Origin of the sequence: Ruegeria halocynthiae (assembly GCF_000743705.1) — a bacterium.
Lineage (GTDB): Bacteria > Pseudomonadota > Alphaproteobacteria > Rhodobacterales > Rhodobacteraceae > Ruegeria > Ruegeria halocynthiae_B.
Genome location: NZ_JQEZ01000002.1, coordinates 1 through 24,719, shown reverse-complemented (window position 1 = coordinate 24,719; position 24,719 = coordinate 1). Strand labels below are relative to the sequence as shown.

Sequence of the window (24,719 nt, the reverse complement as noted above, 5' to 3'; positions counted from 1 at the left end):
GGGACTGCAATGACCGCACTTCCAAGAGCCCAGGCAGAGGCTGAGATTGTTGACCGGTGATGCCACCCGGCAAAAGCGTATTCTGGCGCTGTCTGGTGGTGGTGTGCATGGCGTTGTCGAGGTCGCATTTCTGGAAGCCATCGAAAGCGCGCTGCAGGATCACCTTGGCCGGGATACCAGAATTTGCGATGTCTTCAATCTGATCGGCGGCACTTCGACCGGGGCCCTGATCGCGGTGGCCCTGTCGCGTGGGGTTCCCCTAGAAGAGGTAAAGCATTTCTACCTCACACGGGCAGCGGCATTTTTTCAAAAACGCCGTTGGCTGCCGATCATGCGGCATGTCGCGGCCTTCGACGGCGACAAACTGGAAGCAGAGCTTAAGGCGGTTGTCGGGGATGCGACGCTGGGCGACCCCGGGTTTCGAACCCATTGCGCCATTGTCACCAAGCGGCTGGACACTGGCAGTCGCTGGATCATAAGCACAATCGATACAGCGCCGTATTTTAATGAAAAGAAGACAGCGACCATATTGCCAACCGTCATTTTCAGGTGTCCCGATTGCTGCGCGCCGCAACGGCGGCCCCAACCTATTTCGACCAATCCACGATCGAAATCGGAGGCGGTGTGACAGGCACTTTTGTGGATGGCGGGTTGTCTCCGCACAATGATCCCAGCCTTGTTCTATTGAAGCTGGCGCGCTTGCGGGTCTATGGTCTGGAATGGCCAACCGGGGCGGACCGGATGTTAATTTTGTCGCTGGGGTCGGGATATTTCCGCCCCAGACTGGATGCCGGCATCGCCAAAAGACTGGGTCCCCTGCCCCTTGCATATTACGCATTGCGCTGCATGACCCATGATTCCGAGCTGCATACCGTCGCGATGATACAATGGCTGGGTACGTCCCCGCGCCCGATCCCGATAATTTCGGAGATTGGCGATCTGGACCGTGACAATCTGTGCGGCGATCCGGCGTTTACGTATCTCAGGCTTGATCTGCCGCTTGCACAAGATGAGCTAAGAAAGGTCGGCATTCATGTGGCGCAGAAAAAACTCAATAGATATCAAAGTATTGACGACCCGGCCATCATTGCACCAATCTATGACCTGACCTTTGACTACATTGACAGGGCATTGGACATAAAAGCATTGCTTGCCAACTGCTTGGGAGAGACATGAAAACCCGTTTCCCGATTACAATCCTTGTTCTTCTCGCTCTTTGCGCCATCACATGCGTGACCGGCTACATCGGTTGGTCGCAGTACTATGCCGAGCTTGACGGATTCAGTTTCTTCGACGTGGCCTATCATACGCTTCTGGCGTTTGTCGGCGACAGCAGCTTTATCGGCGAACCGGATCTGCCGCCCCTGAACCTGTGGATCGAAGTCGCCCGTTTTACCGGGTTGTTCACAACTATTTCTGCCCTGATCGGTCTGGCCGCCGTTTACCTTGGCGACCAGTTCGTCCGACTGCGGGCCTATTTCCGTAAAGGGCATATCGTCATGATCGGCGTGTCCAACTTTGCTCTGGATATGTACCGCGACAAAGGGCTGATCACTGTGTTCGACAGTGCCGAGAACCTGGAAAAACTGACCGTGTACCGTCGCTCGGCCCATTTGCTGAAGATCGCCGGGCGGATCACGGAAAAGACCGGAACATCCGCATTGATCGGCACGCCCGATACGGTCGTGTTCGGAGACGCCGACGCGGTTCTGAATGTCGAAAGAGCTCGCGTCTGGCGCTCGCAAACGGATCGTGCGCCAAATGCAAAACTGGCCTTGCGGATCGAGGACGCATCAATCCTGCGCGATTTGCAGCTGCTGTCTGATATCTTCGCTCAGGCCACACTGTTTTCTCGGTCCGAGACAATCGCGCGGGCTCTGGTGACATCGATCGCGCCGAACGAACTTGCCCTGACCAGATGTCAGGAACGCGTGCACGCTGTTCTGGTCGGCCTCGGGAGCATTAATCTAGCCGTCGCCGAGGAGCTGGCCTTGCGCTGTCATCATCCACGGCTGGGGCCTGCGATACTGACCATTGTGGACAACAAACCGGACGAGGCGAAAGCACGGGTCAGGCGTGAACGGCCCGCTTTGTTCAATCCCGACCTGGCCGGGCATCTTGAAATCAATTTTGTGGGGATGGATGCCCTTGAATGCTGCGCCGAAGGCCAGGCGGACAAGCTTTTGCAGCAAGAAAACAAAAATCCGATTACTGCGGTGGTGGTCGCGGCCGGCGAAGATGTCCGAAACGCCGCGATTGCCATGCGTTTGCGTCAGATGCAGCAAGAGCAGCTTTGTGTAAAGGCGCCGATCTTTATGCGCAGCGATTCACTGGCCTCGATTTCCGCCGCCGCTTTTGACGATTTGACAGGCGGAATCGTACCCTTTGGCGGGCGCAGCCTTGATGAAGACGACATCGCGCTGAATAAACTGTACCAAAAACTGGCACGCGCCATACACGAGCGTTGGCGCAAGTCTTCTGATGTTGTTCCTGATGACGGGAACGACTGGACCAAAATGTCGAATGCACAAAAACGCGCAAGCTATCGCGCGGCTCTCTCGGCCATTGATATCTTTTTGGCGGCGGGTCTCGTATCGCCCATCGGGTCACGGGTAGCGGGATTGAGGCTTCAGGCTTCGGCTGGCAAAGCCGTGCTGGCGGACAAGGATCTGATCCGAGTGCTGGCGGAAACCGAACACGAAAGATGGAATGTCGAGCGGTTGCTTGAGGCCTGGCGCAAGACCGATGGCCACAGAGATAATGAGAAAAAGCGCCATCGTCTGATATTGCCCTATGACGCGCTTGTGGCTCTTGGGGAGGGGCATGAAAAGAAAGACGAAAAAAACGTTGAAGAAAGCCTGAACGAAGGGATCGAGCAGTTTCAGGACAAAATAACGCTTCCGTGCTGGCGTATGCGCTGGCGTGTCGGTGTCATCGGCCCGTTGCAGGTGGATGCGTCGGAAACGACTCAGGCCATTGCCAGCCTTCTGAAAAACCACCTGAGCGCCCTGTCCTCACCCGATGCCATTGACCTTGAGATCATAACGCCTGATGCGCCGGGGTTTGATCGGGTGGCGGCGGTCGCCTTGGCGCAGGCTTGGAAGACACAGACCGGCCGGCCCGCACGGATTTTGTCCGTCCTTGCGGCAGGCGTATCCACGATAGACACGATTGCGCTGCAGCACCTTCGAACCCGTGTCGATACGCAAGAGGCCTATAACGCGATTGCGGCGGAAGTGGCCGCGCAGCGCTCATCTCTGATCGCTCTCAAAGCCGATGGGCATTTGCTGCGCAAGATCGACCAGCGCCCGCTGGGCGTGTCGGATACGGAACTATCCGAGGACCCGGAACAGTACGATACGGTCATCAAAGAGGTTCAGGATGCCGTCATGGCCCTTGCCGACGACATGATTTTCAAGAACCAGCCGGACTCCATTTGGACGCAACGCGGGATTGACCGTTGGACCAGGCTGGACAAGGGCCCCGCCCTCTTGATCTAGGGCCCTGCACCACGTCCCGAACCGGGCAGAAACAAAATCCGGCGTCGGTATTTGAAAGAAATCCCGGCCCTTGATGCATAGGTCTAGCTGCCTGGAACACGCAGGAGCGGTCATATGCAAAAGATTAAACCAGCCAATTCGCCTGAAACCGGGGAAGACCTGCCGGAACTGCCCCTTGGGCGCGCCGTGCCGAAGAGACTCGACAAACCGGCCGGGTTTCTGCGTGCGGGTGAGGTCGGGCATTTTGCGCCCCCGGACTGGATTACCCCTCATCGTGAAGGGCACATCATCTCGGTCGCGCCGACCGGATCAGGCAAGGGCGCAAGCCACCTCATCCCTGCCCTGCTGAGCTGGCAGGGCCCGACGGTTGTTCTTGACATCAAAGGTGAGGCTTGGGCGACAACGGCACAGGCGCGACGGGACATGGGGCATGAAACGGTCCTGCTGGACCCATTCGCGATGTTTCCCGAAGAGGAAAGCGGGGCCTTCAACGTGCTTGACCTGATCGACCCCAACCGCCCCGATTTTCAAGAGGACTGCTATGCGCTGGCCAACCGCGTTGCACCAGAACGGTCCGTCAGCGATCCGTTCTGGGATCAAAGCGCGACACAGATGATCGCCGATCTAGTCGCATATGTCTGCGGAGAGATGCCGCACGGGCTGAGGAACCTGCCCGAGGTCGCCTATCAGGCAATGCAGCCGGGCAAGGACTTTGACCTTACGATGAAGGATTGCCGACGGTCGGGGAACACCGTCATACGCCGGGCGCTGTCACAGCTGTCGGGGGCCGAGGCAAAGGTAAAAGCCTCGATCGTTTCTACCGCTCAGCGGTGGATGCCCGTGTTTTCCAGCGGCCTGCTTCAGAGCTCGATTACAAAAACCACCTTTGACCCCGATGCCCTGGTTCGGGGGGACAATATCTCGGTTTATATCGTTGTGCCGCCGCATCGTCTGAAAAACGCCGCGCCGTTGTTGCGGGTCTGGCTGGGGGCGATGATCTCGTTGTTTCAGACCAGAATGGCCCTGCCTCCGCGCGAAACGCTTTTTCTGATCGATGAGGCGTGGCACCTAGGCTATCTGCCCGAACTGGAAACCGTCACAACCCTGATGCGCGGATATGGCGTCCGGCTGTGGAGCTTTTGGCAGGATCTGGAACAGATCGCATCGCGCTATCCCAAATCCAATGCGACGATCCTCAACAACACGGCCACGATCTGCGGTTTTGGGTTTCACAATATGGCGGCGCAAAGACAGTTTGCGGACCGTTTGGGGTTTCCCGGCTGGGCCTATAAACCACTAAAGCCCCGATTGGCGTTGCTGCATCTGGCAGGGCGTGAAGGTCAGTTGATAAATCTGGAACGCTTTTTTGAGATGGAAAGATTTCGGGACCTGTCGCGTCTGGCACCGCTTAGCCCGGCGCGGGCCGAGACGATTCACCGGTACTGAGAATTGACATTTCCGGCAGAACTATCCAGAAATTAATGGGTTACAGTTGAGGTCACTATGCGGCGCGGTCAGGAGTTTGCAAATCTTGTTCATGGTTTGCTGGTAACAGATGAACGAGGCCGCACCGCTGAAATCGCCAATTCAATGGGGCTGTCCTACGACGCGCTTTATGCCCGGCTGCGCAACCGGGTGGTGTTCTCGCCGGAAGAAATCAGAAGCCTCATCGCGGTTCTGCCGGATGCAAGGATCGCCAGTTGGCTGCTTTTGGGCACGGGCTTTTTCGCAGCCGAGCGCGGCGCGCTGGATCAGCCCGACCTGGACGCAAGAGAAAGCCTGCGCCACTCGGTGATCCGCATGATCGTCGATGCGTCCGAGGCAGCAGCACAGGTCGAGATTGCACTGAGTGATGGCCGGATTGATCACCGCGAGGCCGCGCAGATTCAAAAGGACATTCTGGCTGCCGAACGTGCCATCGCAACGCTCAAGGCGCATGTCAAAGAATTCGAGACGCAGAAGTCCTGACCTTTAGGGCAGATGGCATTCTATCCTGACAATAGCCGCGCGCCATTGGTCGATTTTTTCGGGGCTGGGAAACTGTGCGGCGGCGGCGTGCTCTTCAACAATCGGGACAACGTCGAACTGTTTCATAAAGGCCAGCGCGTTTTTCCCGCGTATGACCCAACCGACATTTTCTATGTTGTCGGCCTCCTGCCAGGCGGTGTTTGCCTTGGCCGCCACAACGGCAACCTGCCGACCGTTGGTGTCCAGAACCGGACCACCGGAATTGCCCGGCTGGATGGGCGCGGTAATCTGTACACGAGTCCGATCTCCGTACAGGCCAACCGTCGATGAAACCGACCCCCGGGTGAAATTCAGGGCACGGGAATATCGGAACACCGGAAAGCCCATGACAGCCACCGTTTCCCCCAGCTGCGGGTTATCCGCACGAAACCGGATCGGGCGTTTGTTGGCAAAGGCCGGTGCCTGCAAAAGCGCCAGATCCAGGCGCACATCCGTGCCCAACAGGGATGCCGGGGTTCCGTTGACCGTCAGGCTGCCGCACCCTTCGACCACATGCCAGTTCGTCAATACATGCCCGTCGCGCGTAACCAACGAGCCCGAGCCATTGCCGATCATTGATCTGAACCAACCCGGGACGGTTTCACCAACAGGATCATCGCCTCTGGCAATGCGTTTACGGCGTTCGTCCGAGGACAGGCGGGGACCGGCGAACAGCTCAAGCCCGTTCAGCATATGCGCCACGACCGGGCGCATCGCATCATAGGTGTTGCTGGACAACGACAGCTTGGCCAACTGAAGCGCGCCATTTCGAATATCGGCCAGATAGACCGACCGGACGCCGCCGCCCTTTGCCGCGATCGCAAAACCGGACCTGCCGGATTTCGAGGTTATGACCTCTGGCGCGGGGTCCTGTTTTTCAAGTTGCTTAAGGATGACGCGCATCGTTATCGCCGGGTCCGAGCCGGAGACATCCATGCTCCAAAGTCGCAATGTCAGGCCGGAATGATGCGTGCCCTGAAACAGCAGCAGGTCCGGTGAGTCCTTGTCCAGCTGCGGCGCATCCATAAGCGCCGACGGCAGGACCGCAGACATCCCAAGCCAGTCTATGTCCTGTTTCCTGAACCGATACCCTGCCCGCGAAACATCTGCACGCTGGGACAATGTACGGCGCTCCTCGGGGGATAACCGGCCGGTTGGCACGTTTCCAAGGCTGGATTGAAACTGGCGTATGGCCTGATTAAGACCGGCTCGGTTCAGCCCGTCCAGCCGCCCGTCATAAAGCCCGATCCAGGACAGATCCAACTGCGCTGACACCACGTTCTGATCTGCCCGTGCCACTGGCGCCAGGCCCAGTTCGCGCAGCAACTTGGCCGGCGGGTCCGACCAGGCCCCGCCAGCGGTCATGCAGGCCAGAAACCCGGCCTGCAACAGACAGATGAGATGCCTCATCCGCTCAGCAATACATCGATGGCATCCAGGCTGCGATCAATGCTCGCCCGCGACCGCGCATCGGCCTCGACCAGCTTGGCCTGGTTGGATTTCGCACGGGACACGTTTGGTGTCGCTGCGCGCGCGTTGCGCTGTTGTTGGGTTTTCGCGGCGGCCTGGCGGCTGATGATGGCCTGCTCGACCCCACTGGCCTGCGCCCCTGTGCGGACAAAATTATCGACCCGGTTCCCGATGCCGTTGAACGACGCCGAGATGATCTGGTTGTCGACCGATGCCCGCCGTTTCAGCACGGTAAGCTCTGACCGGGCTGCCTGATTGCTAATCGCGCCGGTGCGAACCTTCTGTTCAAGCGACTTGATTTGCTTTTGCCGGCACGATCGCAGCGCCGCCGAGGATTTCCCGGCCTGCGTCAGCAATTGATTGGCGCTACCGGCCTTGGCGTTCACATTGCGCAGAGTATCCGCATCCGCCGCGCGCTGCTTTTTCTGAGTTTCCGCAGTGGCCACGCCCGAAGCGGCGGCGCCGATCAGCGCTCCGATCAGGGCACCATCGCTGTCACCGGTCACGGCGGCACCAATCGCGGCCCCTGCCAGAGCGCCAAGTGCGGCGTTCTGAACCTTTAGGTTGTTCGCTTTTTGCCGCGCGTCCACGATGGATTGCTGAAAGCTGCTGCAATTGTCCCTTGCATCGATGGTCCCCGGAGCCAGCGTAATCGCCTCATCACAGGCCGAAAGCGCTACCATGGACATAAGCGCTAATGTGGCCGTCCCCCTGCGCAAAGCGGGTTTGCAAATTTTTAAACTCATGACTGTCCTTTCATTATTATCTGGTTATGGCTGAAGCTTTGGGAAATCCTGTTTCCTGCGTGAGCGTGACGTGTCCAGTTCATCCAGCCAATCGGCACGCAGTTTTTCGGTTATCTGCCCTCTTGCTGAACGGACTTGCTGATGATGCTGTTCGAACAGCTCGAGGTATGTGCCGAAGAGATCGACGTTAAACCCGTTCACGCCGCTGCGGCTGGCGGTCAGCTGGCGTTGAACAAAAACCTCGGGGCGCGCGCCCAATTCGCTGTGGACCTGCAAATACAGATCGAACGACGCCTGAATGCGCTGTTCGTAGATGCCAATCAGCCGCGTGGCACGTTCTAGCTGCGCCTGATCATCTTCGGTCAGATTGGAGACTTCGCGCAGGTCCTCAATCCGCGCCATCACGCTGTAGATATTGGCCCCGGTGCGGTTGATAAGGTTCGAGGTCACAACACCGGAGCGAATGCTCAGCAGAGTGCTGGCGCGTGCCTCTTGCGCGAGCCGGGCCTCAAGACGGTCCAGTTCGATCTGCAGCGCCTCAGACTGTTCCGCAAGCTGTTGTTGGGTCAGCTCCCCTTCGGACAGAGACCGCCGCAGCTTGTTCACCTCGGACGCCAGTGTCGACTGATCGCCCGAGGCCAGACCCACACCCTGTTCCAGCAGCGCCTTGCGCCCGGTCATCAAGGCTTGTTCATATGGCGCGTTCAGGCGGCCTTCGGTATAGGCTTGGGGGATGCCGCCCTCGTCCGTCAACCCATCGCGCCGGCCGCTGAAGACAGGCGCCGAAACCGCAAAGCGCGCGCCCATCGTGCGGGTGCGTCCCTCACCCGACAGGCCAAACAACGCGGCAGCCTCTATCCGGCGGCCCACGGTGTTGTTCTCGCGAAACAGGGCAGAGCTGCCACCCTTGGTGATAACACCGCCGACCTGACCACCAAGGCCGTCAGGGCGCGTCACCCGGAACAGGTCCAGCATGATTTCCTCGGCGTTGCAGACGACATCGTAAAGACCCAGCGCATTGGGCATTTTGCGCCCGACGGGTGCCAGCAGAACCCCCGAAGCCCTGGGCTTGTCCACACAGACCTCGGACAGAGACGCCGCCTTGATCGCACCATTTTCATCGCGGATTACGGGCAGTCTGTTAGACCGGGCCTGCGCGCTGACCTGCCCTGCCCCACCGCGCGCGGCGAATTCCCATTCCGCCTCGGTCGGCAATCTGACATAACCTGTCGCGCCCTGTTCCCACGGCAAATCGGGCCGTTCTCCCTTGGCTATCCGATCCGCATCGCGCGTCACCAGCCAGTTGGAATAGGCCCGCGAAAATGCGACGGCATCAAACCAGGACAGCTCTCCCTGTGCAGCAATGGTCCTCAGGTTGATCTCTTGCAACAGCGCCTCAAGCGGTTGGCAGGCTTCGCTGCCAGCATCTGCGGTTTGATCATGGGGCAGGTCGAACAGGCCCAGTTCGTGAATGGCCCACTGGATCGTCGTCAGTTCATAGCGTGCCACGTAGTAGGCCCGCGCAGATATTGAGCCCAGACCGCTGGTCACCGCGTTTTCGTCATCCTCAGAGATTGAAAACGCGCCGGAGACCGGCATTTTCCAAGCCCCGTTCGACAGCACGGTCTGCGGTGTTTCCGACGCGATATCCACGGCACGGCCAAAGTTGCCTGCCACCTGATCCAGCGGATGCGCTACGGGGACATCAATGCGTTGAAAAACCATCGCGCGGCCGCATGGCATAGGCAGATGCAACACGGCTGGAACGGTCGCGCCGGTCGCTTTTTTCGGGCAGGAAATAGGGCCAAGTTCCTTTGCCCCCGTTTCAATCTGCGCTTGCCGCGATGCCGCCCAGCTAGCCGGATCATCGATCTGGCACCAGTCAGGCTGAGCACCGACCGGGGTAGCGCCTTGGGCCAGTACCACCTGATCCGGCATCACGACAAGGCCAAACACGGCCAGCACGGCGCGAAAGTCAATCATGGCGCAATCCTTTTCTGGGTTCGATCGTGGTGGCGCGCAGCCCGGCGATTGATCCGGCCACGCCTCCAGCCAGTACCGTTGCCCCCAAGGCAACTGCGAAATGAGACAAGGCTAGATAGGACACGCGGCCTTCCAGCCCGCCCAGGCCACTGAAAACGGTGTTCACAATCGGCTGCGAGATGGCGGCCAGCCCGCAGGCCATCACCGCGCCAACGCCCGATATGACCATTCCCTGAATGGAAGGCATCAGGGAAACCTCGGCCGTTGTCAGGCCCAAAAGCCGCAGAATGGCCAGTTCGCGGGCTTTTTCTGAGACGCTGGCCAACAGATGAAGGCCTAGGGTCAGTAAAAATCCGACGGCGCCAAGAACGGTAATGGCGAAGAACACGATGGACAGTGCCCGTTCGATGATCAGCACACGAATGACGTCTTCGGCACGGGTGCGCACATCCAGACCGTCCAACAGCAGGGCGTCGCGCAACACGGGGACATCGCGCACATCGCGTGTATACAGGCGAAAGCTTGAAAAGCTCTTGCGCTCGGGCCGCAGCAGGGTGCGGGATCCATCCCGCGCGACCCAATCCAACGGCGGCACGGCAAAACCCTGACGCCAGGTTTCCACCGCGTCCTCAAATGCAGGGGTCACGAATATATCGTCGGTCTGCAATCGATCGCGCGGCAGTATGCCGACAACCTTCGCCCGATGTCGAACAGCCTGACGGTCTTCGCCCACCGTGCGCTGGATGATCAGTTCGACCGTGTTGCCAACCTCGATCTGCGCTTCGATGGCGACACGAGTGGTGACAAGGATCTCGCTCAGACCCTGAGGCGGGGCGATGCCGATGATCAGGGGATCATTCGCTGTCGTCGGCACCATTCGAGTATCCAGCAATTGCCGCCCGTCCGGGCTTCGCAAGCGCACGGATGCCGCAAGGAAATTGCCGCGCGGCAGAATAAATTCCACATCGTCACGGGCCGCGATGGTCTCAAACCACTGAGGAGACAATTGCGTATCCCGCACCAGCCTGATCTCGCGGACATTCGGGTCACCGCGCAGGGTTTCGATCAGGTTGCTGACCACGCCGTATTTCAGACCGAAAAGGATCAGCAATGGCAGCAGCGCAGCGGCAACCGCGACACTGAAACACAAGGTGGTACCCCACCCGTGGGCGAGGTCACGAAAGGCCAGGTTGAGAACCTGTGACCACCTTATTCGGGTCATGCGGCCTCCAGTGTTGCATGGCGCCAGGTGTCGCCTTCCGTCACGGTGACGCGGAACAGCTCGAACCCGTGACGTTCAATCAGCGGGGCGTTGTGGCTGGCGATGATCTGAGTGGCCGCAACCGCATCGGTCGACTTTACGATTGCGGTCATTACGGCCTCAGAGGTCTTCGGGTCCAGCGCAGCCGTAGGTTCGTCGGCCAGCATCAGCGGGACCCCGGCGGCCAGTGCGCGCAACACTGCCGCCCTTTGTTTCTGCCCTCCCGAAAGGTCAGATTGCAACCGGTCGAGATACTGTCCCAGACCCAGGGCATCCGCCATGGCCGCGATCTGTTCGGAATTCAGCCCCACGCCGGACAGCCGGGCGCTGAGCCGGGCATTTTCGCGCACGGAAAGATAGGGCAGCAAACCCCCATCCTGCATCACGAAACCGATCGTGCGTGCCCTGAGCTGCGCCAATTGACTGGTCCGTCGCTCCAGAAGGGCCGGTATCAGATCGACCGCAGCGATGGTTCGGTCCGGTCTGAAATCGAACCGGGCCACCTCATCCGGCCAGGCGAGCAGGCCCAGAAGCTCAAGAAAGCTGGTCTTGCCGCTGCCGCTTTCGCCGATCAGCCCGATCCGTGCGCCCGCAGGAACCTGAAACTCCGGAACCGATAGCCTGAATTCGGGCGCATCACCCCGACCCGGTCGCACAATGTGCAGGCCCGAAATGTGCAGCATCACAGGTGCACTCATACCTAGGCCCTTATGGAAGGATCGACAGTCTGATCGGCGAGACCTGCAGCAACGGATCGTTGCTGCCAAAGTCGTGCCACAGGTCCGTTTGCTCGAACACCGCCTGATAGGATTTACGCTTGGCGTCCAGCTGCTCCATGAACTCGGATCGCGAGGCCGGGCTCAAGCTGCTCCAGTCCTGCAGGTCAAGATACAGAATCTCGCTGCGGTACGGCAGGTTCTGCAGGAAGCTGGGCAAAATCGCCCGCATCGCTTCGCGGTCATTGTTGTGCACCACATCGGGGTCGGTCGCCGTCTGTGCCGCCAGTGCCTGCAGGTTGTCAAAGAAGGCTTGCGGGTCATCCCCGCCACTGCGGAAGGCGTCAACGATGCTTTCAAGTTGTTTGTCCAGCGAACTGAGCTGGTTGCGGGTCAGGAAAACCTTGACCTCAAGGGTTTCAAGATTCGGGTCCAATAGGTCACGATCCGACGTCCACCCAGCCAGAAAACTGGGCGCGCTACCATCCGAGACCGAGGCCAGACTCTCCAGCTGAGCCCGGAAAATCTCGTTCACTGCGGCGGCGGCAACGTCATCCTCGGGCACCTCTTCAAGCTCCAGAACATCATCGACACTCAGGACTTTGCCCGCGTTCACGTCAAAGATGGCCCGGGCCATCTGATCGGTCAAAGACGTCATCCGTTTCAGGAACGAATCCGGGTCCGTCGCGTCCAGGGCAAAGTATTTTTCGCTGTTGATATCGCCTGTCTCCGCAAGGGTTTCGTATTGCGGACGCGCAATGTCAGCGTTTCCGTTGCGCTGATTGGCCGGGGTCAGCAAGTGAATCGGCAAAATTGCGATATTTTTGTTGCGCGCTAACTCTGCCACAGAGCTCGGGGTATGGCCGGGAAACTTGGCCAGCGGGTCTTCGCCCGCCCGCATCGATGCGTCCGAAATGAAGACGACCAACCGTGCATCGTATGGTGTCCAGTCATTGCGCTCGATGGCTTCGATCAGGCCTGCCAAACCGTCTTCCTGAAACTGAACCGTCGGAGAATTCGCTTCCTGCATCTGGTTTAGGTTTCCAAGAACCTGTTCGACGGGGGCGTCGGGGTCGAGAGGCTGGAACAGCTTGGTGGTATATTCAACACCTTCGGCCTGCTCCACCTCGTCCCGGAAGCCAAGCAGGGAAAAGGATACGAAGCTGGCGCTCTCGAATTGTTGGAAACTGTCATAGAAAGACTGGATAGCGGTTTGCGTCCGCTCGATGAACGGGCGCATGGAAATCGTCGTGTCGACAACAAAGACAACGCCCACACGCAGCACCCCGTCCTGCTCGGCGGCGCTGTTGAGATCGGTGTCAAAGCTGTTGGAATCTTCTGCCGAGATTTCCTCGGCATCCGCAGGAACGGCTGCGACCTTCAGCAGGTTGGTTTCAATGGTTCCGTCAAACAACTCAGATCGCCAATCCAGGATCGGCAAAAGGTAGGGCTGGTTGCCAAACGTCACGCCCGAGGCGGGTTCCATCGCGACCAGTCTTTGATCCCAATTCGGGGTTGAGCCTGTCTCGCCGGACAGACGTTTGCGTTCGGTATCAATGCTTTCATAGATTTCCCCTGCCTCAACAGCATAGGAAAATGACCCGACAATATCCGAAAGCGTTGTATCGTCCCGGAAGAACAATACATCGCTGCGTTTGCCCTTTGGTGCAAACTCCATCACCAACATGTTGCTCCACCGCAGGGTTTGATCCGCTTCTACCCACCCTTGTGTGCCTTCACGCAACGAGGTGCTGACCTTCAGCCAGTCGCCCCCATTGGCGCGGCTTTCGTCAAACACGTAAAGCACCGAAAAGGTCGGCAACGGGCTTTCGTCGGCGTCGTCGCGCGGTTCGGCCTTCATCACGGCCGAGGGCAGCGACAGCACGCGGCGAAACAGGTTGGGATTGTCAGGGGCAGACATCGGGGTCGTCTGTGCAGGCGTCGTTGGCGTTTCTTCGGCCAGTTCCACAGTGCTGTTTTCACCGTCGGCCTCTTGGGGCGCAGCTTGGGATTCCTGCGCGGTGCCATCTTCTGGGGCTTGTTCAGCGATCTGGGCGTCGTCTCCGGAATCTTCGCTGTTTTCGGTGGTTGCACCATCATCTGCGTCCGGCTTGGCATCCGCGGCGACAGTGTCATTGGTCTGTTCAAGGGTTTCAATAGCGTCGGCGCGGCTCTGAATTTCGGCTTCATAAGCAGCGACGCCCTGCTCATAGCCATCGATCTGTTCCTGATACTCAGCGACTGTCGGAGTGGGATTTCCGTCTGCGTCGCAGCTCCATTGCAAAGATCCATCCCCGCCCAGAATTCCCTCTGGCATCACGGGTGCAACGGGAAGCGGCGGCACCTGCTCTTGCACAGAGTCCGGCAGAGACCGGATCGAAAAAATCTGCCCTTCCGCGCGGCTGGTCAGTTTGTCGACTTTGGTGCGCAGCTTCTGGATGCCCGTCTTCAGCTCTGCCCCCTCAGCCAAAGTCGTGGGGTTGCAGTCTTCAGCAAAGGACATATGAGCGGAAAGCGCCAAAAAAAGCGCCGAACAAAAGGCTTTAAACATAATTCACTCCAAACAAATGAGCCTTCGAAGATACGGGATTCTGTTCACCGCGCAAGTTTTGTATGATACGATCATCGCTTCAGGCAGCGCGCCATGGTATCGCCATTGCCCGAATTCGGCGCGAGGCAGATTTGCACAGTGCGGACCAGAGAATAGGCCGGGCTGGCCGGGTCCAGCTTGGCGCTTCGGATAACCGAAAACACCACCGTCGCAGACAGCATCACGGCGCAGACCCCAATAATCGCGCACCATTGCCACTTGCCGGTCCAACCGGTCATGTAGGCCACGGTCGACACCTTTTCGGTCCGGCGCTGGGACTGCAGCGCCAGATGCACGTCCAGATGCAGCAGCGCCAGCCGCAGGATGTAGGAGATGACAAGCAGAAACCCCGCACACAGCAAGGCGAATCCCACTTGTTGCAGTATCAACGGCAAGCTTCCAACCAGGGAAACAAACAGGCGTTGCAGCGGATCAGGAACAAGATAACCAAGCATATTCGTCTCTTAAGGTGGATTTAATTCAGGTCGTCGGGATCGTCCGAGGGTTTGGGCAGTTCATTGACCCCGGCGGAGCCCGCCGCCGTGGCACCGGGGCCACTCATTTCGGGGCTTGTGATCATGTTCTGACGTGCTTTCTTGAGCAATCCTATATGTACAAGGTCAGGATCGTCCTCCCGCTCCGCCTCTTGAATCAGTTTGGTCATCTCTGCCGCTTGTTTAGCAGTGTCGAGTGTCACATCATTTTGAATAAGTTGGAATTTCTGGAATCTTGCCAACGTCTTTTCCAGACGTTCAACCAGCCCGTCTTCCCCGCGGGACTGAGCAAGCAGAATTTTAGACGGCAAGCCCGTCATGACCGCCTCGATTTCGCTTTCTGCCTTCAGTTCTTCCGGCAACTGAACCTTGATCACCGCACGCTGAATGTGGAACGGTCCGCAATCCAGGCTGCCGCCCCGTTTGGGATCAACGATCTCTGTCAGTTCTTTCTGAAACGCCCGGTCCTGCATGGCATCGTGTTTTTCGGCCATGGAATGCGCCTCATCGGTGAGGGCCTTTTTTACGAACTGCGCAATCGGATCAGCGACCGGCAACAGTTCGGAAACCCGTGTTTTTGTCACCGCACAGGTCACATCAAACCGGACCTTGAAATGTAATTCCCCAATGCCCGACCTGACATCTGAGTCAAAGGAAACTTCCTGCGGGGTCATATCCACGTGGTAGAAATGAGCGTAGGTGCCCAGAATCCTTTGCCCGATCGACAACTTTGCAAATTCGCCCAGAGCCACCAACTCGTTGTTTTTTGTGCGCCCCCAGATTTCCCAGCCGGGCTTGGGTTTAGGAAGACTGTCCAATGGTATGACCAGACTCATTTCGGTCCTTTCTGTTCAATCCACAATGAATGAGATATCCTGCGCCGACATGTATTTTTGACAGCCCCGCAGCAGGTGCGCTTCGCGTCCGGTGTCGCTGGCTATGATCTGCTGATGGCAGCGCCGCAAGAACACCAGATAGGGATCATCTTCCCCGGTTTTTCTGTGCGCACTTTTCTTTCGTTCATGCGCAAATAATCGGCAGACCAGATTCATATGCTGCACCGCACGATACTCTGATCCCGGCTGGGCTTTTGCCAGCGCCGCGCGGCAGAACCCATTGACCATATGATCCAGAATGGCACTGTCGCGCCCGCCAAGATCAACCACCAGTTCTTCCAGTGTCAGAAGATCGGGTGCGCTCTTTCTATACAGCGGCATCCGTTGGAACGCCGACATGAACATCCACAACGGAAACTGGCGACGGATCAATTTTTTTCTGTCCGAAATCGGTTCATCTATCCATTTGGCCAAGGCCACAAGAAACTGCGCGGAGTAGGTGCTGTTGCTATTGCGGGCCGTATCCTCAGCGGATTCACCCTCAACCGTATCGTCTGTTGCAGCCTCGTCTTTTGCCGCGTCGTCCGCCGCTTCGCTGACCTCGACCTCAGTCTCGGGCAGGTCCGGGCTGGTATCCTTTGATTTTTCTGCCACATCTTCTTCGGCCATAGCGATATGGGTTTCCGCCGAAGAGACAGTGCTTTCCTTCGAGCCGCACAGCACAGGGCTGTGCAGGATCGCCTTGCGCAAACTGTGTCCGGCCTTTCCTGACGCACGCACGTAGCTGTCGGCTTTTCTCAGCAGCTTTACGGCAGGCTCGGGGCTGCGTTCGGCCAATGCGTCCAGCGCGATGATGATGGCAAGAGCACGCCCCTCTCCCGGTTCCAGCCACTCGCCCTGATACACTCGGTCCAGAATTTGGGAGACGCGTTGGCGGTTTTTGGGTTCGTCATAGGCCGCGGCAAGCAATTGGGAAAACACAACCAATTCATTGTGCGAGAAAGGGGCGCGCACAAAACGCCACAGCATCTCATATTCCAGACCCGCAAGATCGATCCGCGCTAGGTGGGTCAATCCCCGACCCAGATGCAGCGCCAGCGACCTGTGATCATCGCTTTCGAATATGCGCTGCAACCAATCGACCAGAAGCGATCGGACTTCGGGTTGCTCGGACCACAGGTATTGAAGCAACTGCGCCGCATGTCCCGGCCGTTTGAATTCCAGCAACTGCACACCGCTGTTGTTACCGGCTTCGGGCACAAGACGTTGAGCGCCGATGCTGTCCAGCAAGGCGCTCTGACCGGTGCCCCCGAACACCCGGGGCTGGGCGTTGGTTTCTTCTTCCGTCATCGGGCGCAGCTTATCTTCTATAAGCTTTTGCAGCCATTTGGCCGCATCATTGATCAAAAAGGGCTGCTCTCCCTCAAGCAGCATCACGGCCAGTGCAAGCGCCTGACGCTCGACCAGATTGTCACCCGCGACCGGCCAGCCGACCATATCTGCATCGGCGGAATGGGTCGGCAGGTTTTCCGATGCCCGCCCACCAGATTCTATGTATGCCTTGAAGGATTTGACATGGCCCCAAAATTCCTGTGAGGCGACCACATCCTCGATGGCATCGACCTTCAGCCCATGGAACCGGCTGAGCTGCTCGAAATCGTTGTTCAGCGATATCCGGCCTACGATGATGGGAAAGATATACTTGATCCCGGCGTCAATCGCCATGTTGATTTCATTGAAGACGTAACTTGTTCCCGAGCCGTCTTCGCGCGGGTCCAGGATGTCGCGCGTAACAAAGATAATGAAAACTTCCGAGGCCGCGATCTTCTGTTCCAGCTGAGGTTCCCATTCTCCGGGCCTTAATTGATTGTCCCAATAAACGGACAATCCATGCGACTTAAGAAACTTCACAACCGGCTCGACAAGTGCCTTGTTCTTATGCGTGTAGGACACAAAAACCTGGTCCATTTAACCCCTCTAACTTCAACCCAATACTTCTACCGAAATCACATTTTTGAAATGTGCGCCGTTTGGACGTTCATAGTCAACTTATTCTCAGCAAATCTGTCTCATTATGGCACCTGTCGAATTCTGATAGCGCATTGGTGCAACAACGAGCTTTCAGTTTGGCCCATGTTCGGCCAGCTACCGCGCAAGGTGTTTTGAAGTTTGCATCCCCGTCCTGACGGATCAACTCTTTCAGTTGGTCCGCCTCTCGCTTTCAATTTGTCGAACATTTGGCGACTTGAAAGTCCGCTTTTAAGCCCGTGCCAGGCGTTGGTAGCATCCGCAACGAAAGTCAGCTTCCCCGCCCTCACCTACACAATCACCTCGGGTTTCTCCTGACTTGAAAGTCAGAAAAAAGTACTATATTTTCTGACAAGGAGAAAACTATGATAGCCTCATCGATTAGACAACGCATCATGAGAAAAGGCCGGGGGTCAATCTTTGCTCCACTGGACTTTCTGGATATCGGGTCCCGCGCAAGCGTGGATCAGGCTTTGTCACGCTTGGCGGATCAAGGGATGATCCGGCGGTTAACGCGAGGGCTTTACGACTATCCAAGAAAGAGCGCCCGTTTAGGGCTGTTGTCTCCGTCAGCCGATGACGTTGCCAAAGCCATTGCACGCAAAGATAACCAGGTTCTGCAACCCTCCCCTGCCATGGCAGCCAACCAGTTGGGGCTGTCGACCCAAGTGCCGTCCAAGCCGATTTATATGACCGACGGCCCAACCCGCACCAAGACAGTTGGTCGACAAGTTATCCAGTTCCGGAATGCATCATCCAAAACGCTAGTTGGTGCGGGCCAGAAAACCGGTGCCGTATTCCAGGCGTTACGCTATGTCGGCAAAAACCGGGTGGATAGCCGGGTTGTCGACACGTTGGCCCGCAATCTGGATGGTAAGGACCGGGCATTGCTCGCAAAACAAAGCAGGTATGTGCCGGCCTGGATGCATCCTGTAGTGCAGCAAATTGTGGCGCGGAACTGATCGTGGACCAGTTTGCCAACGATACTCCAAAGAACCGTGAGGAAGCGTTTCAGGAAACGGCCGCCCAGCTTGGCATGTCCAAAGCAATCGTCGAGAAGGATTTTTGGGTCTGCTGGTCACTGAAACATCTATTCGCCCTGCCCTCTTTTGGCGCTCAAATGATATTCAAGGGCGGGACATCGCTATCCAAGGCCTATGACATCATCCATCGGTTCTCAGAAGACGTGGATCTGTCTCTCGACCGGGCGCAACTCGGGTTCGAGGGCGAACGTGACCCCGAGCACCCTGCCCTTTCCGGCAAAAAACAAAAGCAACTCTTGCAGGAGCTTCAGGGTACGGTCACCAGAGTAGTCTCTGGGCCGCTTCTGAAAGAAACCAAGATCAAGTTTGGCGCCGCGCTGGAACAGGAATTTTCCCTGACAGTTGATCCTGGTGATACACAAACCCTGCTTTTCGCCTACCCATCCATGACAAGTGCGCCCAACAGTTACATCCAGCCGGTGGTGCGGTTCGAATTTGGCGCCCGTGGGGTTCACATTCCAGCCGAGTCCCGCAGGATTTCACCTTATGTGCATCAGGCTTTTCCAGACCTGCTGGGCGCAGGCGACGTTGATGTGAAAGTCCTAGGTGTTGAGCGCACTTTCTGGGAAAAAGCCACGATCCTGCATATGCTTTATCATCAGGACGTCAGCAAACCTTTGGCTGACCGAATGTCGCGCCATTATTACGATATGGCCCAGCTGATCGCACACGAAACCCATTCTCGCGCTATCGAACAGATCGACTTGTTGGATCAGGTTGCACACCATAAGTCCGTCTTCTTCAAAGCGGCCTGGGCCAACTACGAAAATGCCAGGCCTGGATCTTTAAGATTGCTACCGAATCCTGAGTTGGCGGCAGCGCTGCGTCGGGACTATGCCGGGATGCAGGAGATGATCATCGGGGACCCTCCCTTGTTTGATGACATTCTGAACGCCATTGGGGTGTTCGAGACGGACCTCAATGGTTGAAACAAGCCTATTCGGCGGCCTCAAAGCTCAGCGTGCAACCTTCAATGTACGCGCGGCTAACCAAGCAAAAACACCTTTTGAATTCGTCCAAACTCAAGCTGGATTGCTCCGAGTAAAGGTTTCAAATGGTGAGACTGAATGTATTGCGCAATAAACTTGCTAGGCGCACGCAATGTGATCGTTTGGTCATGCGTTTCAACAAGTTGAAGATCACGATACCAGCTTTTAAATAACAGTGTTTCAGACTCAGATAAGCGCCGGAGCGCCCTGCCCCACGGATCCTGCAGATCATTAATCTCATGCTCGGCTGCTGCCAGTTTTTCTTGACCAAACTGAACATGAACAACTTTTTCGGTTGGTTTTGGTGTTAGCGCTTCCATGCGCGAGGCAAAATCAACACCAACATTTTGCCAAACCGGTTCGCTAAGGCGGTAAATTTCCATATAGTTAAGCCGATACGCAGCAACGCGTCCTCTAACACCAGGTCTAAGCTGGAGCAGTATGCTACTTTCCGTTAGCCGCTTGATTTCTCTTTTAACGGTTCGTTCATCCACGGACCACAGACGCGCCATTAGCTTCTGCCCGACCGTTAGCTCATCAGCGCTCCAGTTGTACCGGGCCGTTATCAAGGCTACGAGCCGCATCATCGAACGCTGAAATCCAGGTGTACCATTCAATCCAGCGACAGAGATCGCGGTCAAAAGATCGTACTTCTGAGATCCAGCATAAGGTCCTGTAAATCGTTTTACTTCCATTCTACCACTGCCACTGTGCCTCAAGCGGATCGGCTTCGGTGACCGATTCCATCAATTGGGTTCAGTGTGATGATATCCCGTAGTTTGTCAACGATCTTCGAAAAACAGGATGCCTCACCCTTTTCTCAAAATCAAAAGAATATCTGGTTAATAGGATATAGGTGACAAGCTAGTGTCACCTTAATTGACGTTGAGTGTCACCATATATCTGGTGGTTGTTCGCGAACTGTCACCCAAAGGTGGATCATTCTTGGAAATACTTCCCGTATTTTGTCGAATCAGAAGAAAAAAGCGGAAATCCTATTCTTTACGTTTTGCAGATTTTAGAAATCGCGTTATTAAAGGGCATTCATGATATAACAAGAGCAGTCCAATGCGTGACCACACTGACCTTCAAGCTATGAACGAACGGAGCCTGGCTCAACAGGCGGCTGTCCGCCGCGCTACTTTTTCACCTGCTGATGAGAAAGTGCTTCGACCATTCTCGATCTGGGAGATAAGCCATTTCATGTTTGATATCCCGGCGGACACATTGAGAAAGAAGCTAGCCGACGATCCGTCTCTTCCGCAAGGCGCTACGGAAGATGACGGTCGGCAGAGATGGTTTTCTCTGGCTGAAATTAATGAGTTGAGACGCCGTCTGAGATTTAAAGGTAAAAGTCTTCTGCCCCGAAGGCCAGCAGGTCGGGCAATGAGAGTGGCGGTTTCAAACTTTAAGGGCGGTGTCGGAAAAACCGTGGTTGCCCAGCACTTGGCGAATGCGGCCGCTCTTGATGGTTACCGTGTTCTGGTTGTGGACTTCGACCCACAGGCGACACTCACGCATTCAATGGGTCTTGCTGAAGTACGTGAGTGGAATACAGTCTGGGGTATAATGTGCCGGGACCTTTGCCGTGAAGCTAACCGGATCGCAGACGATTATGATGATCCAGCAGATTGCCCCTACCCCACTGCTGACGAGCTTCCAGAAGATGTTCAATCGATCGGCGCACAGCGTGTGCAAGACTTCATTCAACGGACTTCATGGTCGACAATCGACATCATCCCGAGCTGTGCGAACGCTGCCTTCGTAGAATTTGCTTCCGCCCAATACAGGTCGATTCATAAGGCATGGAGCTTTTTTGGCTGCGTCGCTAGATATCTCGATGAGTTGCCAGATGACCAATATGACTTGATTATATTCGATTGCCCGCCTGCGATTGGATACCAGTCTTTGAATGCGGCCTTTGCCGCTGACATCCTCTATATTCCTTCCGGGCCTGGTTATTGGGAGTATGACAGTACGACGAGTTATCTCGGTCAACTTGGTGATGCCTTGGAAGACATAACCAACGGGTTCGAACGTATTGCAAAGGATGCCGGTATCACGCTTCCAAAGAAGTTCGATGATGTACGTGTTCTCATGACCCGCTTTGAAGCCAGCAACACCCTGCACGTTGCGATGATGGATGCATTCAAAAATGTTTTCGGGTCGGACGTTTGTCAGAATCCTATTGAGATGACGCGCGCAGTTGAGCAATCAGGCAGGTTCCAGATGTCCGTATACGAGCAAGATTACAGACAGATGACTAGGGACACCTGGAAACGGGCGCGTCAGTCTTTTGATAGTGCTTACGGCGAATTTCGGGATGTTGTCCTGCGAGCTTGGGAGGCCCGGACCAAAGTTGAGGAGCGTGTAGAATGAGCGGTAACAAATTTGGCTTCACTCCGATCGACGAAAATGATCTCAAAAAATCCCGCCGCCGCGATGTGGGACCGATGGGAGCTGCGGTACGCGAGACGGCAAGCAGCCTGAATGAAAGTACTGAAAGTCGCGTCGAGCAGCGACGGCAAAATGCTTCGGATGCCAAGAAGTATCGAACGGCCCGCGATGAAGGGCGAGTTTTAGTCGCGGTCGGAATTAATGAAATTCTCACCTCAGACCTGCCTAGAGACCGGCTGGATCTTTCGGCTGTCGCGAGTTCTGACGAGATGGATGAACTCAAGGCTTCTATTCAGGAACGTGGCCAGAAAGAGCCAATAGAGCTTTACAAGGACCCAGATGGTTGCTTCCAGCTCAAAAAAGGCTGGAGACGATTGACGGCCCTAAGGCAGCTTTTCGAAGAAACCGGTGATGAGCGTTTCTTCAGTGTTACGGCTCGAGTTGCAGAAGTTCAAAGCGATCGCATTGATCTCTATATCGACATGGTGGAAGAGAATGTTGTTCGGGAGGATCTGACTTTCGCTGAGATGGCACAAGTAGCAATTCTTGCTTCCAGGGACGCTGACTTGGGGGCAGGGGATCCAGAAGCGTTGGTTGGGAGATTGTATTCGTCCCTACACAAAATGAAGCGATCTTATATTCGAAGCTTTGTTTATCTGCTCAATGAGCTTGAGGACGACTTGCGGTTTCCAAAAGCTGTCTCCAGAAACCTTGGCGTAGAGGTTGCGCGGAAACTGCGAGCGTCATCCGGTTCTGCGGCCAAGTTAAGGGATGTGTTGGCGCGTGCGTCTACTTCGAGTGAACAAAACGAGGCACTTGATGCTTTCTTGGCGGATCCAGATGTCGAGCTATCCAGTGGTAAGCCGCGTGAAAAAAGCGAAAGTGTAAAGTATGAGTTTCATGTGGGTGCATCAAAGGTCACCGCTCGGAGAGGAGAATGTAGGATTCTGTCGGGCCAGGACTTCAGTTCAGTTGACCGGTCTAAGCTTCAGAGAGCAGTCGAAGCTTTTGAAGCTGTTCTGAACGAATAGTAACCTGCGGGTTACTCATCCTCAACTTTGTCTCTTTGAAGGCGGTAACCCACGGGTTACCGCCTTCTTTACATTTGGATTGTCTATCCTAACAAATCCGTCGCTGGGTTCTCTGCTATGTCCACATCGTCGTAGTATTTCTGCGCCTGGGCCATGGACCGGTGCAGCGACAGGCGCATGGCGGCCTGGATTGGAGCACCATCGAGGGCGGCCTGAGTCAGGAAGCCCGAACGCAACCCGTGCGGTGAAGCAAAGCCGTCCGGCAGCCCGGCCAGCCCCAGCCGGTGCTTTAGGATCTGATACACCGCATCCGGGCTGAGGCGGCGTTTCAGAACCCGGTCGGATTTCGAGACCGGACGGAACAGGGGGCCATCGCTGATCCGGCCAACCTCGATCCAATACACCAGCGCTTGTGCCGCGCGACCTTTGAGCACCAGCCGCGGGGTTTCGCCCTTCTGGGTGGTCTTGGTCTCGAGCAGGGACAGCCAGACCAGGCCTTTCTCATTGAACTCTTTCAACGACACGTCCTCCCGCTTCAGCCCGGTGATCTCCGATCGGCGCCGACCACCGGAGGCCCAGCCCAGCATCAGGATCGCCCGGTCGCGACAATCGCGGCGGCTGCCGCGGCAGGTCGCCAGCAGCTGTTCCAGCACGTCGCGGGTGATCGGGTGTTGCGACTTCGGGGCAGGGGGCCGTGATGCGGCGCGGCGCGCTTTGGCGCGGGCTTGTTTGACCTGCGGCGCGCCAAAGGGGCTGGTCAGGTTTTTCATCCGGTGGAAGGCCAGCCAGGAGGCGATACGGCGGTCCAGGGTTGACGGAGCCGGGCAGGCGAGGGACTTGCGCAACCCTTGTTCAATCAGAGCCTCAGCCGCCCGCCGAGCACGATCCTCTGGTGGTGCGTCGCCCAGATCCCGCGCATGATCGAGGATGAAGGCGAGGGCAATGTCTTGGCGCTCCGGCCATTCCAAGGATTTCTTGAAGGCCGCATCGGTCTCGCAGAAGCGCGTTCGCTTCCAGGCGGTGATATAGAGCAGGTCGCGCTCATAGGCCCGCAGCGTGTTGGGTGGCGTGCCACGGACATAGAGGTCGGTGAGCGCCTCCTGATCGGCGTGGGACAGGGTAGGGGAGGGCGCGGGAAGATAGGGGGCAGGGGGCTTCATGGGGCCAATTTACGCCGGTTTCGAAACAAAATCAATTACTTCTGATAAGGGATACTTATCGAGTATGAATGGAATTACTGACTCATCGGAAAGTTATTCGCAAAACGACCGTTTTCTGCTCACTAAAGAAATAGACAGCGGAGCCAGTTGTTTTTCCGCCATCTTGGCGGACTGCTTCATCTGGAGTGGTGTTTCGATTGGACCTTTATGAGGGCGGTCGTTTTGAGCGCTTTGTTGGTGTTATTCATTTGGGCGGTTCCGGGAGCGGGGGTCGCATCCTTGAGCTGTATTGAATGTGCATAATGAGTGATTTGGGTTGTTCTTCTATGGTTAGAAAAAAGTCGTTGCAAAATCACGCTTAGGTAGTACGTTTTCAAAAAATCGTTATTTAAACGAGGGATACGGAATGGGTCTTTTGCACCGTGCTTTTTGCGCGACGACTTTTCTTTGCGCCGGCTTTTCTTTTTC

General features: G+C 56.6%; 21 protein-coding genes. 9 read left to right on the top strand and 12 right to left on the bottom strand.

What is annotated here, in order from left to right:
• Positions 1-49 precede the first annotated feature (49 nt).
• The 5 genes from JT51_RS06425 (at position 50) to JT51_RS06405 (ending at position 5,468) form a co-directional block, all read left to right on the top strand.
• On the top strand, positions 50-628 hold the full coding sequence (locus JT51_RS06425; RefSeq protein WP_160175170.1) for a patatin-like phospholipase family protein: 579 nt from the start codon (positions 50-52) through the stop codon (positions 626-628).
• On the top strand, positions 559-1,176 hold the full coding sequence (locus JT51_RS06420) for a hypothetical protein (protein WP_160175169.1): 618 nt from the start codon (positions 559-561) through the stop codon (positions 1,174-1,176). The genes JT51_RS06425 and JT51_RS06420 overlap by 70 nt, the downstream gene beginning before the upstream one ends.
• Positions 1,173-3,500 carry a hypothetical protein gene (locus JT51_RS06415; protein WP_037309707.1) on the top strand — a complete coding sequence of 776 codons (2,328 nt, stop codon included), beginning with the start codon at positions 1,173-1,175 and terminating at the stop codon, positions 3,498-3,500. The genes JT51_RS06420 and JT51_RS06415 overlap by 4 nt, the downstream gene beginning before the upstream one ends.
• A 114-nt stretch (positions 3,501-3,614) precedes the next feature.
• Positions 3,615-4,946, top strand: coding sequence for a type IV secretory system conjugative DNA transfer family protein (locus JT51_RS06410; protein WP_037309706.1), 1,332 nt, complete (start codon positions 3,615-3,617; stop codon positions 4,944-4,946).
• Positions 4,947-5,003: 57 nt separating this feature from the next.
• Entirely contained in the window at positions 5,004-5,468 is a 465-nt protein-coding gene (locus JT51_RS06405) for a phage regulatory CII family protein (protein ID WP_037309701.1), read from the top strand.
• Between the two features lie 3 nt (positions 5,469-5,471).
• Here JT51_RS06405 and JT51_RS21195 read toward each other — a convergent pair whose 3' ends face one another.
• From JT51_RS21195 to JT51_RS06360, 9 genes are all read right to left on the bottom strand, one after another.
• Positions 5,472-6,917, bottom strand: coding sequence for a serine protease (locus JT51_RS21195; RefSeq protein WP_051927441.1), 1,446 nt, complete (start codon positions 6,915-6,917; stop codon positions 5,472-5,474).
• Positions 6,914-7,660 carry a glycine zipper domain-containing protein gene (locus tag JT51_RS06395; RefSeq protein WP_152563311.1) on the bottom strand — a complete coding sequence of 249 codons (747 nt, stop codon included), beginning with the start codon at positions 7,658-7,660 and terminating at the stop codon, positions 6,914-6,916. Before JT51_RS06395 ends, JT51_RS21195 begins: the two co-directional genes overlap by 4 nt.
• A gap of 87 nt (positions 7,661-7,747) precedes the next feature.
• Positions 7,748-9,706 carry an SUMF1/EgtB/PvdO family nonheme iron enzyme gene (locus JT51_RS06390; protein WP_037309696.1) on the bottom strand — a complete coding sequence of 653 codons (1,959 nt, stop codon included), beginning with the start codon at positions 9,704-9,706 and terminating at the stop codon, positions 7,748-7,750.
• The gene (locus JT51_RS06385; RefSeq protein WP_081894627.1) at positions 9,699-10,928 is read right to left on the bottom strand and encodes an ABC transporter permease; all 1,230 of its coding nucleotides are present in this window, start codon (positions 10,926-10,928) and stop codon (positions 9,699-9,701) included. The genes JT51_RS06390 and JT51_RS06385 overlap by 8 nt, the downstream gene beginning before the upstream one ends.
• Entirely contained in the window at positions 10,925-11,665 is a 741-nt protein-coding gene (locus JT51_RS06380; RefSeq protein WP_081894626.1) for an ATP-binding cassette domain-containing protein, read from the bottom strand. Before JT51_RS06380 ends, JT51_RS06385 begins: the two co-directional genes overlap by 4 nt.
• A gap of 10 nt (positions 11,666-11,675) precedes the next feature.
• Positions 11,676-14,234, bottom strand: coding sequence for a VWA domain-containing protein (locus JT51_RS06375; protein ID WP_037309690.1), 2,559 nt, complete (start codon positions 14,232-14,234; stop codon positions 11,676-11,678).
• 71 nt (positions 14,235-14,305) lie between these two features.
• Positions 14,306-14,728, bottom strand: a complete 423-nt coding sequence (locus tag JT51_RS06370) for a hypothetical protein (protein WP_037309687.1) — start codon at positions 14,726-14,728, stop codon at positions 14,306-14,308.
• A 20-nt stretch (positions 14,729-14,748) separates the two neighbouring features.
• A complete protein-coding gene (locus JT51_RS06365) occupies positions 14,749-15,603 on the bottom strand; it encodes a hypothetical protein (RefSeq protein ID WP_037309684.1) in 855 nt (284 codons plus the stop codon).
• A gap of 15 nt (positions 15,604-15,618) precedes the next feature.
• Positions 15,619-17,571, bottom strand: a complete 1,953-nt coding sequence (locus JT51_RS06360) for a toll/interleukin-1 receptor domain-containing protein (protein WP_037309675.1) — start codon at positions 17,569-17,571, stop codon at positions 15,619-15,621.
• 425 nt (positions 17,572-17,996) lie between these two features.
• Between JT51_RS06360 and JT51_RS06355 the strand changes: the two genes are divergently transcribed.
• On the top strand, positions 17,997-18,593 hold the full coding sequence (locus tag JT51_RS06355) for a DUF6088 family protein (protein ID WP_152563310.1): 597 nt from the start codon (positions 17,997-17,999) through the stop codon (positions 18,591-18,593).
• Between the two features lie 2 nt (positions 18,594-18,595).
• Entirely contained in the window at positions 18,596-19,603 is a 1,008-nt protein-coding gene (locus JT51_RS06350; RefSeq protein WP_037309669.1) for a nucleotidyl transferase AbiEii/AbiGii toxin family protein, read from the top strand.
• 56 nt (positions 19,604-19,659) lie between these two features.
• Here the strand turns inward: JT51_RS06350 and JT51_RS06345 are convergent, their stop codons facing one another.
• Positions 19,660-20,358 carry a DnaA N-terminal domain-containing protein gene (locus JT51_RS06345; protein WP_037309666.1) on the bottom strand — a complete coding sequence of 233 codons (699 nt, stop codon included), beginning with the start codon at positions 20,356-20,358 and terminating at the stop codon, positions 19,660-19,662.
• Between the two features lie 373 nt (positions 20,359-20,731).
• On the opposite strand from JT51_RS06345, the gene JT51_RS06340 reads away from it, so the two are divergent.
• Positions 20,732-22,042, top strand: coding sequence for an AAA family ATPase (locus JT51_RS06340; RefSeq protein WP_152563309.1), 1,311 nt, complete (start codon positions 20,732-20,734; stop codon positions 22,040-22,042).
• Complete coding sequence (locus JT51_RS06335; RefSeq protein WP_037309664.1) at positions 22,039-23,091, top strand: ParB/RepB/Spo0J family partition protein; 1,053 nt, start codon at positions 22,039-22,041, stop codon at positions 23,089-23,091. Before JT51_RS06340 ends, JT51_RS06335 begins: the two co-directional genes overlap by 4 nt.
• An 83-nt stretch (positions 23,092-23,174) precedes the next feature.
• Here the strand turns inward: JT51_RS06335 and JT51_RS06330 are convergent, their stop codons facing one another.
• On the bottom strand, positions 23,175-24,251 hold the full coding sequence (locus JT51_RS06330) for a tyrosine-type recombinase/integrase (protein ID WP_037309661.1): 1,077 nt from the start codon (positions 24,249-24,251) through the stop codon (positions 23,175-23,177).
• A 176-nt stretch (positions 24,252-24,427) separates the two neighbouring features.
• On the bottom strand, positions 24,428-24,719 hold a 292-nt coding region (locus JT51_RS22195), incomplete at its 5' end, for a hypothetical protein (protein WP_235216125.1).

Coding starts and splice junctions, on each gene's coding strand:
- JT51_RS06385 (WP_081894627.1), bottom strand. CDS start 10,928: ATGACCCGAATAAGGTGGTCACAGGTTCTCAACCTGGCCTTTCGTGAC.
- JT51_RS06365 (WP_037309684.1), bottom strand. CDS start 15,603: ATGAGTCTGGTCATACCATTGGACAGTCTTCCTAAACCCAAGCCCGGC.
- JT51_RS06395 (WP_152563311.1), bottom strand. CDS start 7,660: ATGGTAGCGCTTTCGGCCTGTGATGAGGCGATTACGCTGGCTCCGGGG.
- JT51_RS06335 (WP_037309664.1), top strand. CDS start 22,039: ATGAGCGGTAACAAATTTGGCTTCACTCCGATCGACGAAAATGATCTC.
- JT51_RS21195 (WP_051927441.1), bottom strand. CDS start 6,917: ATGAGGCATCTCATCTGTCTGTTGCAGGCCGGGTTTCTGGCCTGCATG.
- JT51_RS06355 (WP_152563310.1), top strand. CDS start 17,997: ATGATAGCCTCATCGATTAGACAACGCATCATGAGAAAAGGCCGGGGG.
- JT51_RS06340 (WP_152563309.1), top strand. CDS start 20,732: ATGCGTGACCACACTGACCTTCAAGCTATGAACGAACGGAGCCTGGCT.
- JT51_RS06415 (WP_037309707.1), top strand. CDS start 1,173: ATGAAAACCCGTTTCCCGATTACAATCCTTGTTCTTCTCGCTCTTTGC.
- JT51_RS06405 (WP_037309701.1), top strand. CDS start 5,004: ATGCGGCGCGGTCAGGAGTTTGCAAATCTTGTTCATGGTTTGCTGGTA.
- JT51_RS06390 (WP_037309696.1), bottom strand. CDS start 9,706: ATGATTGACTTTCGCGCCGTGCTGGCCGTGTTTGGCCTTGTCGTGATG.
- JT51_RS06380 (WP_081894626.1), bottom strand. CDS start 11,665: ATGAGTGCACCTGTGATGCTGCACATTTCGGGCCTGCACATTGTGCGA.
- JT51_RS06410 (WP_037309706.1), top strand. CDS start 3,615: ATGCAAAAGATTAAACCAGCCAATTCGCCTGAAACCGGGGAAGACCTG.
- JT51_RS06370 (WP_037309687.1), bottom strand. CDS start 14,728: ATGCTTGGTTATCTTGTTCCTGATCCGCTGCAACGCCTGTTTGTTTCC.
- JT51_RS06360 (WP_037309675.1), bottom strand. CDS start 17,571: ATGGACCAGGTTTTTGTGTCCTACACGCATAAGAACAAGGCACTTGTC.
- JT51_RS06375 (WP_037309690.1), bottom strand. CDS start 14,234: ATGTTTAAAGCCTTTTGTTCGGCGCTTTTTTTGGCGCTTTCCGCTCAT.
- JT51_RS06330 (WP_037309661.1), bottom strand. CDS start 24,251: ATGAAGCCCCCTGCCCCCTATCTTCCCGCGCCCTCCCCTACCCTGTCC.
- JT51_RS06345 (WP_037309666.1), bottom strand. CDS start 20,358: ATGGAAGTAAAACGATTTACAGGACCTTATGCTGGATCTCAGAAGTAC.